The 8,913-nt window shown below is 38.6% G+C and carries 8 protein-coding genes; 1 reads left to right on the top strand and 7 read right to left on the bottom strand.

What is annotated here, in order from left to right:
* Positions 1-147 precede the first annotated feature (147 nt).
* Positions 148-339 (top strand): DUF2929 family protein, encoded by a 192-nt coding sequence (locus tag V7149_RS13445; RefSeq protein ID WP_335346139.1) that lies wholly within the window; start codon positions 148-150, stop codon positions 337-339.
* Positions 340-395: 56 nt separating this feature from the next.
* On the opposite strand, the gene clpB is transcribed toward V7149_RS13445, so the two are convergent.
* The 7 genes from clpB to argC form a co-directional block, all read right to left on the bottom strand.
* Positions 396-2,993 (bottom strand): ATP-dependent chaperone ClpB, encoded by a 2,598-nt coding sequence (gene clpB, locus V7149_RS13440; protein WP_335346138.1) that lies wholly within the window; start codon positions 2,991-2,993, stop codon positions 396-398.
* Between the two features lie 95 nt (positions 2,994-3,088).
* Complete coding sequence (locus V7149_RS13435; protein ID WP_335346137.1) at positions 3,089-3,268, bottom strand: YjzC family protein; 180 nt, start codon at positions 3,266-3,268, stop codon at positions 3,089-3,091.
* 126 nt (positions 3,269-3,394) lie between these two features.
* Positions 3,395-4,354 (bottom strand): ornithine carbamoyltransferase, encoded by a 960-nt coding sequence (gene argF / locus V7149_RS13430; RefSeq protein WP_335346136.1) that lies wholly within the window; start codon positions 4,352-4,354, stop codon positions 3,395-3,397.
* A gap of 211 nt (positions 4,355-4,565) precedes the next feature.
* The gene (locus tag V7149_RS13425; RefSeq protein ID WP_335346135.1) at positions 4,566-5,723 is read right to left on the bottom strand and encodes an acetylornithine transaminase; all 1,158 of its coding nucleotides are present in this window, start codon (positions 5,721-5,723) and stop codon (positions 4,566-4,568) included.
* Positions 5,720-6,493: an acetylglutamate kinase gene (gene argB / locus V7149_RS13420; RefSeq protein ID WP_335346134.1), complete on the bottom strand. Its 774-nt coding sequence runs from the start codon at positions 6,491-6,493 to the stop codon at positions 5,720-5,722. The genes V7149_RS13425 and argB overlap by 4 nt, the downstream gene beginning before the upstream one ends.
* A gap of 12 nt (positions 6,494-6,505) precedes the next feature.
* Positions 6,506-7,738, bottom strand: a complete 1,233-nt coding sequence (gene argJ / locus V7149_RS13415) for a bifunctional ornithine acetyltransferase/N-acetylglutamate synthase (protein ID WP_335346133.1) — start codon at positions 7,736-7,738, stop codon at positions 6,506-6,508.
* 13 nt (positions 7,739-7,751) lie between these two features.
* On the bottom strand, positions 7,752-8,783 hold the full coding sequence (argC, locus tag V7149_RS13410; protein WP_335346132.1) for an N-acetyl-gamma-glutamyl-phosphate reductase: 1,032 nt from the start codon (positions 8,781-8,783) through the stop codon (positions 7,752-7,754).
* Positions 8,784-8,913: the final 130 nt, after the last annotated feature.

Genomic DNA, 8,913 nt, shown 5'->3' with positions numbered 1-8,913 from the left:
GAACGGGACATAGCCTATTTTTCATATGGAAACTATTTGCAGTTTGTGAAATACAAAGGCATGCCATAATTTTTCAGCTGTAGTCATTTATTATTTTTTCTCCTTATGGTAATATGATAGGGATTTAATAATGTAGAGGTGAATATGATGAGATTCTTTTGGACGTTTTTTTGGACTTTTCTTCTTGTTCAAATGTTAACTTATGTTGTAAGCTCCATGCTTGGTTTAGCTTTTGATTTCAAAACAGGATCCATTCTTGCAGTAGGTACTACGATTTTAATTTTTGTTATTTCAACGATCATTCCTGAAGGACCAGTGGAAAAAGAAGGTATTCACTAAAAAAGAGAGTGACTTTAGCGTATGCTTGCATACCCTTCCTAAGTCACTCCCTTTTTTTATTGGATTTTCACTGTTAATTCATCGTTTTCAATCGTAATCGATACTTCACTATAATCTTTAATATCGCCACTGATAATTCTGCGGGCTAAAATCGTTTCTACATTTCTTTGGATAAAACGCTTTAACGGCCTAGCACCATAAACAGGATCAAATCCATTTTCAGCAATATACTCCTTAGCTGTTTCTGAAATATTTAGGCGAATATGCTGATCAGATAATCTCTCTTGGAGCTGTTTGATTAACTTAGAAACAATTTCCTTTATTTCTGTTAATGCAAGAGGCTTAAATAGGGTGATTTCGTCTACCCGATTTAAGAATTCTGGACGAAAATGTCCTCTTAATGTACTCATCACATTATTTCGAGTTTCTTCATTTATATATTCTTCTCCGCTAACGCGTTCAAGCAAATACTGTGAACCAATATTAGACGTCATGATAATCACTGTATTTTTAAAATCAACTGTTCTTCCCTGTGAGTCCGTAATCCTTCCATCATCGAGCATTTGCAGAAGAATGTTAAAGACTTCTGGATGTGCCTTCTCAATTTCATCAAGCAGAATAACGGAGTATGGCTTTCTTCTAACTGCTTCTGTCAGCTGTCCGCCTTCCTCATAGCCGACATAACCGGGAGGAGCTCCAATTAATCTTGAAACTGCATGCTTCTCCATGTATTCAGACATATCAATCCGAATAATATGCTCTTCACTGTCAAACAAGCTTTGTGCTAAAGCTTTCGCAAGCTCGGTCTTTCCTACCCCTGTTGGACCTAGGAAAATAAAAGAACCTATTGGACGATTTGGATCTTTAATCCCTGCTCTTGCACGAAGAACAGCATCGGACACAAGTTCAACTGCTTCATTCTGCCCGATCACTCTTTCATGAAGAATGCTTTCTAGTCTTAGGAGCTTCTCACGTTCACCTTCAACAAGCTTGGCTACAGGAATGCCTGTCCATCTTGCAACAATGTCCGCTATCTCCTCTTCTGTTACCTCTTCTCTTAATAAGCGTTCTCCATCCGTCTCATTGACTTCCTGCTCAAGCAGCTTTATTTCTTTTTCCAATGCAGGAATACTTCCGTGTCGAAGCTCTGCTGCTTTATTTAAATCGTATTCGCTTTCGGCCTTTTCGAGTTCGCGACGTAATTTTTCCAGCTGTTCTCTTTTTTCACGGATTTTCTGAATGCCTTCTTTTTCGTACTGCCATTTTGCTTGCATATGATCGGCTTTTTCCTTAAAATCAGCCAATTCCTTCTGCAAAAGCAAAAGTCTAGCTTTACTTGCTTCGTCACTTTCTTTCCTTAATGCTGCTTCCTCTATCTCAAGCTGCATTACTCTTCTCGTAACCTCGTCAAGTTCCTGTGGCATAGAGTCAATTTCCGTGCGAATCATAGCACAAGCCTCGTCAACTAAATCAATTGCTTTATCAGGGAGAAAGCGGTCTGTTATATATCTGTCCGATAAAGTCACCGCTGCAACAAGGGCACGGTCATGTATATTGACCCCGTGGTGAATCTCATATCTTTCTTTAAGCCCTCTAAGGATCGAAATGGAGTCCTCTACATCAGGCTCTTGAACGAGAACTTGCTGAAAGCGTCTTTCTAATGCTGGATCCTTTTCAATATATTTTCGGTGTTCATCAAGGGTCGTGGCACCTATACAATGCAATTCACCTCGGGCGAGCATTGGTTTTAGCATATTTCCTGCGTCCATAGCCCCCTCCGTCTTGCCTGCTCCAACGATGGTGTGGATCTCATCAATAAAGAGAAGAATCCTTCCTTCGCTTTTTTTTACTTCATTTAAAACCGCTTTAAGACGCTCTTCAAACTCTCCTCTAAATTTTGCTCCGGCAATAAGAGAGCTCATATCCAAGGAGAATATTGTTTTATCCTTTAACCCTTCTGGAACATCTCTTCGTACAATTCTTTGAGCAAGGCCCTCGACTATTGCCGTTTTCCCTACACCCGGTTCTCCGATTAATACAGGATTGTTTTTTGTTTTTCTAGATAAAATTCGAATGACATTCCTAATCTCACTATCTCTCCCAATTACAGGGTCCATCTTTCCCGCCTTTACCTCTGCAACTAAGTCTCTCCCATATTTTTTTAAGGCTTCATATGTTGCTTCTGGATTTTGTGATGTCACCCTTTGATTCCCCCTTATTTCCTTTATCGCAAGCTCTAGCTTATGACTATTAATTCCTTCTTTGTTAAAAGCTGCTGACGCTTCAGATGTTGATTCTGAGATGGCTAATAGGACATGTTCAACTGAAAGAAATTCATCATTAAATTTTCCCCTAATTGCATCTGCCCTTGCCAAACTGCGTTGAAGATTACTCGTAATATATAGCTTTCCCTGTTCAATACCGGTTCCCGAAACTTGCGGTTTTTTCCTAAGTATGTGTTCTAAACCTTTTTTCATATTTTCAATTGATACATGTGACTTTTTCAGAATAGATGCCATTAGACTGTTGTCCTGTTCGAGAAGAGCCAATAATAAATGAACATCATCCACTTCCTGATGCTGTTCCCTTATTGCTAGATTTTGCGCACTTATAATGCCGTCCTGCATCCGTTCCGTCATTTTATTAATATCCATACATATCCTCCTCTCTGACCTTCTTTGACCTTTAGTGTTATTATAGCATATGTAAAGCCATCCACAAATGGATGGCTCTGAATAATAATTTTAGCTTAAGGTTTTCTTTGATACGTCCAAACACGGTTATGGTTGGAGTTTTCAGGAAATCTATCTCCTGCCTTAAGCTTTAACATTTGTGGATTATTAACATTGCTTCCGGTTTCGCCAACTTCAATATAAAATCCATTATTAGGTGCTTTCTGACCCGGTTTAAATTGACGATTTTGCCCCATACATAAATTCCTCCTTTATTTCTAGAATCACTACTATTATTTCCATCGTATTAATTCAGCGAGATAGAACTTTTTACCATAATAAAATAGCAAAAGGCCTTCCAACAGTAAGAAGGCCTTTTGTTTTTATAAAATTTCTGATAATAGAGCTTTTTGAACATGAAGTCTGTTGCCAGCCTGCTGGAAGACAGCTGAATTCGGTCCATCAATCACATTTGCTGTAACTTCTTCTCCCCTATGTGCTGGCAAGCAATGAAGGAAAGTGAAATCATTCTTCGCATTTTTGACAAGACTCTCGTTTACTTGGAAATCTGTGAAGGCTTTCAGTCTTTTTTCATTTTCGGCCTCTTGCCCCATACTCGTCCACACGTCTGTATAAATAGCATCTGCACCATTTACAGCTTCATATGGATTATTTGTTATCGCTACATTTCCTCCGCTAGCAGCAGCAAACCCTTTTGCCTTATTAACGATATCTGCATTTGGTTCATAACCAACTGGAGTGGCTACCGTAATATTTACTCCTAGTTTTGCTGCGCCAATCATTAATGAATGGGCAACATTATTTCCATCACCAACATATGCTAGCTTTAACCCCGCTAATTCACCTTTAGTCTCCTGTAAAGTTAATAAATCTGCTAATGCCTGACATGGGTGGTACAAATCTGTCAGCCCATTAATGACTGGAATCGTTGCATGTAAAGCAAGCTCTTCAATAGTTTTATGCGAAAAAGTACGAATCATAATGGCGTCTACATAATGTGAAAGAACCTTAGCCGTATCAGCAATGGACTCCCCTCTTCCTAATTGGAGATCTTGACTATTTAAATATAAAGCCTGACCCCCAAGCTGGATCATGCCAGCTTCAAATGAAACTCTCGTACGTGTAGATGATTTCTCGAATATCATCCCTAGAATTTTACCCTGTAAGGGAGCAATGTGTTCACCAAGCAATGCTGCATTCTTAAGCTTCTTAGCTTTTTGAAGTAGACCACTTATAACCTCTGGAGAGAAATCTGCTAAAGCTAAAAAATCATTTCCTTTAATATTAAGTTTGTTATCTGCTGTTTGAATTGAAATAGCCAATTCAATCACTCCTTTTATTTGTATTTTTTTCCAATTCTATTTGACGTTTAATATTTCCCAAGCAATTTTTAGTCGAAGCAACGATGGATTTGATTTATTTAGAGCATACTTATAAATAAATTTATATTCAAAGTAGTTTTATAATCCTTTACTGATGTATTTTTATTTAATATTATCTATTTTTATGCAATTTATTTTAAAAATTATCAGCCTATACGGCTGTTTTAGAGAATTTTTTTATTACTGTTTTAATTATATTTACTGCTTCATCCATTTCGGAAATTGATACCGTTAAAGGCGGCAAAAGCCGTAATACATTACTGCCTGCTGGCAGGGCTAACAATCCATTTTCCCTAAGTTCCTTTAATAAAACAGGCAAATCAATAGACGTTTCAATTCCGAACATGAAGCCAAGATTTCTAATTTCATTAATCTCTTCTAATGAACCTAAATCACTGCATATTTTCTTAAACAGATATTGACTGTTGTTTAGGACATTCTGTAAAAATTCCTCTTGAAATATAGTTTCCATTGTAGCAATAGCCGCAGCAACTGAAAGGGGATTTCCGCCAAAGGTTGACCCATGGCTTCCAGGTCCAAAGACTGTTTCTAGTTCCTTTCTCCCGATTACTGCTCCAATTGGCAAGCCATTTCCTAACCCTTTCGCAGAGGTGACAATATCAGGTGTTAAGTTAAATTGCTGAAATGCAAACGGAGCACCTGTCCGCCCAATCCCAGTTTGAATTTCATCAATAATGAAAAGGGCATTATACTCTTTACATAATTCCTGAACACCCTGTAAAAACTCTTGCTTTCCAATATGAATTCCGCCCTCACCTTGAACAACTTCAAGCATTATGGCAGCTGTTTCGTTATCCATAGCCTCTTTAAGCCCATCTAAATCATTAAAAGGCAAGTAGACAAATGTTTCAAGCATAGGACCAAATCCGGTTTTTATTTTATCCTGTCCCGTTGCCGACATGGTGGCAAAAGTCCGCCCATGGAAAGAATTCGTAAAGGTAATGATTTTCTTTCGGCCAGTAGCTTTTCTAGCGAGCTTAATTGCCGCTTCATTCGCTTCAGCACCACTGTTTGAAAAAAATACTAAATCCATCTTAGCACCTTCAGCTAGCAGTTTTGCAGCCTTCTCTTGCTCCCCTTGAATAAATAAATTGGAAACATGCCAGAATCGGTCCAGTTGGCTGCTGATTGCTTTTTGCACGACCTCAGGACGATGACCTAGATTGCAAACTCCAATTCCGGCTGTAAAATCCAAATACCTTTTTCCGTTTTTATCTATCATGATACAGCCTTCTGCCTGCTCTGGCTCAACGTCCCAACGGGCATATGTCGGAAATAAATGGCTCATTTTAATACCCTCTCTTTGGCATTGATTTCTGTTCCAATCCATTGTAAACCATCAAAAAATCTCTTTTTTCCTGAAACAATCATCACACTTTTTATTCCTTTTTCGATAGAGGCTACAGCTGATTTAACCTTTGGAATCATTCCGCCAGTGATTTGTCCTTCATTAATGTAACTATCTATCTCTTCAGTATTTGTTTGAAGCACGATGTTGCCATCAATCATAATCCCATCTACATCTGTGACAAAAATACAATGTTCAACCTCTAATGCATTTGCTACAGCTGCTGCAGCAAAATCGGCATTTATATTTAGCTTTTCTCCATCTTCGGTAACTGCAATTGGCGTAATGACAGGAATAAATCGGTCTTGCAAAAGCATGGTGATTACCTCTTTGTTCACCTTCGTAACATCGCCGACAAATCCAAGCTGCTCCTTGTCAAGAAACTCCCCTTGCAAGACCCCTCCGTCACTTCCATTTAAACCAAAACCTTTTAATCCATAAGACTGGAGTTTAGCTACTAGTTTTCTGTTTGTCTGACCAGACAAAACCATTTCGACAATTTCAAGAGCTTGTGAAGTTGTCTTACGAAGCCCTTGAACAAATTCATGAGGGACCTGAAAAAGATCAAGCATTTTATTAATATCAGGTCCTCCCCCGTGTACGAATATAAGCTGGTAGCCTTGTTTTTCTAACTCTATTAAACTTTCAAAAAATGTTGGGGTTAGTTCATCCATCACACTTCCACCGCATTTAATAACGATTGTTTTCATGTGACTTCCCCCTTACGAACGGTAACTTGCATTAATTTTGACGTAATCATAGCTTAAGTCACAGCCCCAGGCCTTACCTGCTCCAGTTCCTTGATGAAGATCAACATGAATATGAATTGTTTGGCTGCGCAAATATTCGCTTGCCTCTTCTTCTGAAAATGGCTGTGGCTCACTATTCTTAAGCATTGTAACTGGCCCTATCGCAATGTCGACAGTATTAGGGTTTATACGAACCTTTGACTGACCTATAGCTCCGATGATTCTTCCCCAGTTAGCATCTTCTCCATATACTGCTGTTTTCACAAGGTTTGATCCTACAATTTGCTTAGCTACTTGTCGTGCTTCAAGATCACTTTCTGCACCTTTTACATCCACTTCAATTAATTTCGTTGCCCCTTCGCCGTCTTTCGCGATTTGTTTTGCTAGGCTTTCACTTGTCTTCGAAAGTAGTTGCACAAACTTACCCCAATCAGGGTGATTAGGTGTTAATGACTTATTTCCAGCCATTCCGTTTGCCATTACAAGAACCATATCATTTGTCGATGTATCCCCATCAACTGTTATTTGATTAAATGTCGTATCTGTCACAAGCCCTAGAGCAGCTTGAAGATGTTCACTTTCAATATTAGCATCTGTTGTTATAAAGCCTAGCATTGTAGCCATATTCGGATTGATCATCCCAGAGCCTTTAGCCGCCCCGCCCATTGTAATCGTTAAACCATCAATAATTGCGCTGTAGCAACAATTCTTCATCACAATATCTGTTGTTAGAATCGCTGTTTGAAAGTCCTCAGCATGCTTAGAGTCATTATCCGGCTTTAAATTCTGAATCCCGATTTCAAGCTTATCCATTGGCAAATACTCACCAATAACTCCCGTTGATGCGACTGCTACATAGTGCTCCTTTAATCCAAACTTTTCTGCTGTCCATTTTCTCATTTGGAAAGCGTCTTTTATTCCTTTTTCCCCGGTACAAGCATTTGCACAAGCACTATTAACAACCACTGCTTGCAGCATTTTCTCCACTTCAAAGCTTTCTTGTGTTACTTTTAATGGTGCTGCCTGAAAATGGCTAGTCGTATAAACAGCAGCGCAATTTGCTGGAATTTCGCTAATAATAATCCCTAGATCTTTTTTTGAATACCTTAAACCTGCATGCACCCCGGAAGTATTAAATCCTTTTGGAGAAATGATACTTCCTCCTTTAACCTCTTTTATGGATACAGATTGAGTAACAGCTTGCATTTCTTCTTCCTCCTTATGGATACATGGGAATAAAATCTAAACCTGCCGTTTCTTCAAAACCACAGATAATATTTGCATTTTGCACAGCCTGCCCTGCTGCACCCTTCATTAAATTATCAATTACAGAAATAATCGTTAATCTTCCGGTCCTTGGATCGACATGAAGACCAATATCACAGTAGTTGGAGCCAGCCACCTCTTTTACCGATGGGAATGTATTTTCCGGCCTGATGCGAATGAACGGATTTTCACGGTAAGTTTCGTTATACAACTCTAGCAGTTGGGAGGTATTTAGATCTGCTGATAATTGAGCATAGGCTGTGATCATGATTCCTCTCGTAATTGGCAATAGATGTGTTGTAAAGGTAATTGGACTTATATCGTTATTCCATCTTGAAAGCTGTTTCTCAATTTCAGGCGTATGCTGGTGTTCATTAACCTTATAAACTCTAAAGTTCTCATTTGCCTCTGAAAAACTAGTATTTCGGGCTAATGATCTGCCGGCACCTGATACTCCTGATTTGGCATCGATTATTATACTCGATGGATTAATCAGCTTTTCTTTTACGACTGGAGCCAGGCCCAATAGTGTAGCAGTCGGGTAACATCCAGGATTGGCGATTAATCTGGAAGCTCTAATCTCTTCTTTGTACCATTCTGAAAGTCCATAGACGGCTTTGGCAGATAAAGATTCATTTACAGGTTCATGTTTGTACCATGCCTTATATGTCTCTGCTGGTAATCTTAAATCGCCAGATAGATCAATAACGGTTATATTCTTATTTTCAAATTCAGCAGCTAAATGTCCGGAAATTCCCGATGGCGTAGCAAGAAAAACTATATCTGATTGTTCAGCGATCATACTTGAATTAATGTTTTGCAAGTTGTCACCAATGATTTCAAAGAGGTGGGGATATTCTTTCCAAATCGGGATATCTTTCTTAGAAGAGTGGATGGATTGTATTTTAAATTCAGGATGCCTATGTAATATCCTCAGCAGCTCTGCTCCCCCATATCCCGTTGTTCCAATAATTGAAACGTTCATAGCTTCTCCCTTCATTAACCATATTGTATATTTAATCATTTTTTTTTATATTTATTAATTAATATTTCTCTTATTATAGAAAGAATGGAAGATAAAATCAACTGTTTTTTGTTGAAGTTTTTTATCTTTA

This window comes from Bacillus sp. JJ1503, assembly GCF_036965125.1.
GTDB lineage: Bacteria > Bacillota > Bacilli > Bacillales > Cytobacillaceae > Cytobacillus.
Note: the sequence above shows the minus strand (reverse complement) of the source record. Positions and strands in the feature narration are given on the sequence as shown.

Excerpts from the sequence above, each read along its gene's own strand:
- V7149_RS13445 (WP_335346139.1), top strand. The coding sequence starts at position 148 with ATGAGATTCTTTTGGACGTTTTTTTGGACTTTTCTTCTTGTTCAAATG.
- clpB (WP_335346138.1), bottom strand. The coding sequence starts at position 2,993 with ATGGATATTAATAAAATGACGGAACGGATGCAGGACGGCATTATAAGT.
- V7149_RS13435 (WP_335346137.1), bottom strand. The coding sequence starts at position 3,268 with ATGGGGCAAAATCGTCAATTTAAACCGGGTCAGAAAGCACCTAATAAT.
- V7149_RS13425 (WP_335346135.1), bottom strand. The coding sequence starts at position 5,723 with ATGAGCCATTTATTTCCGACATATGCCCGTTGGGACGTTGAGCCAGAG.
- argB (WP_335346134.1), bottom strand. The coding sequence starts at position 6,493 with ATGAAAACAATCGTTATTAAATGCGGTGGAAGTGTGATGGATGAACTA.
- argJ (WP_335346133.1), bottom strand. The coding sequence starts at position 7,738 with ATGCAAGCTGTTACTCAATCTGTATCCATAAAAGAGGTTAAAGGAGGA.
- argC (WP_335346132.1), bottom strand. The coding sequence starts at position 8,783 with ATGAACGTTTCAATTATTGGAACAACGGGATATGGGGGAGCAGAGCTG.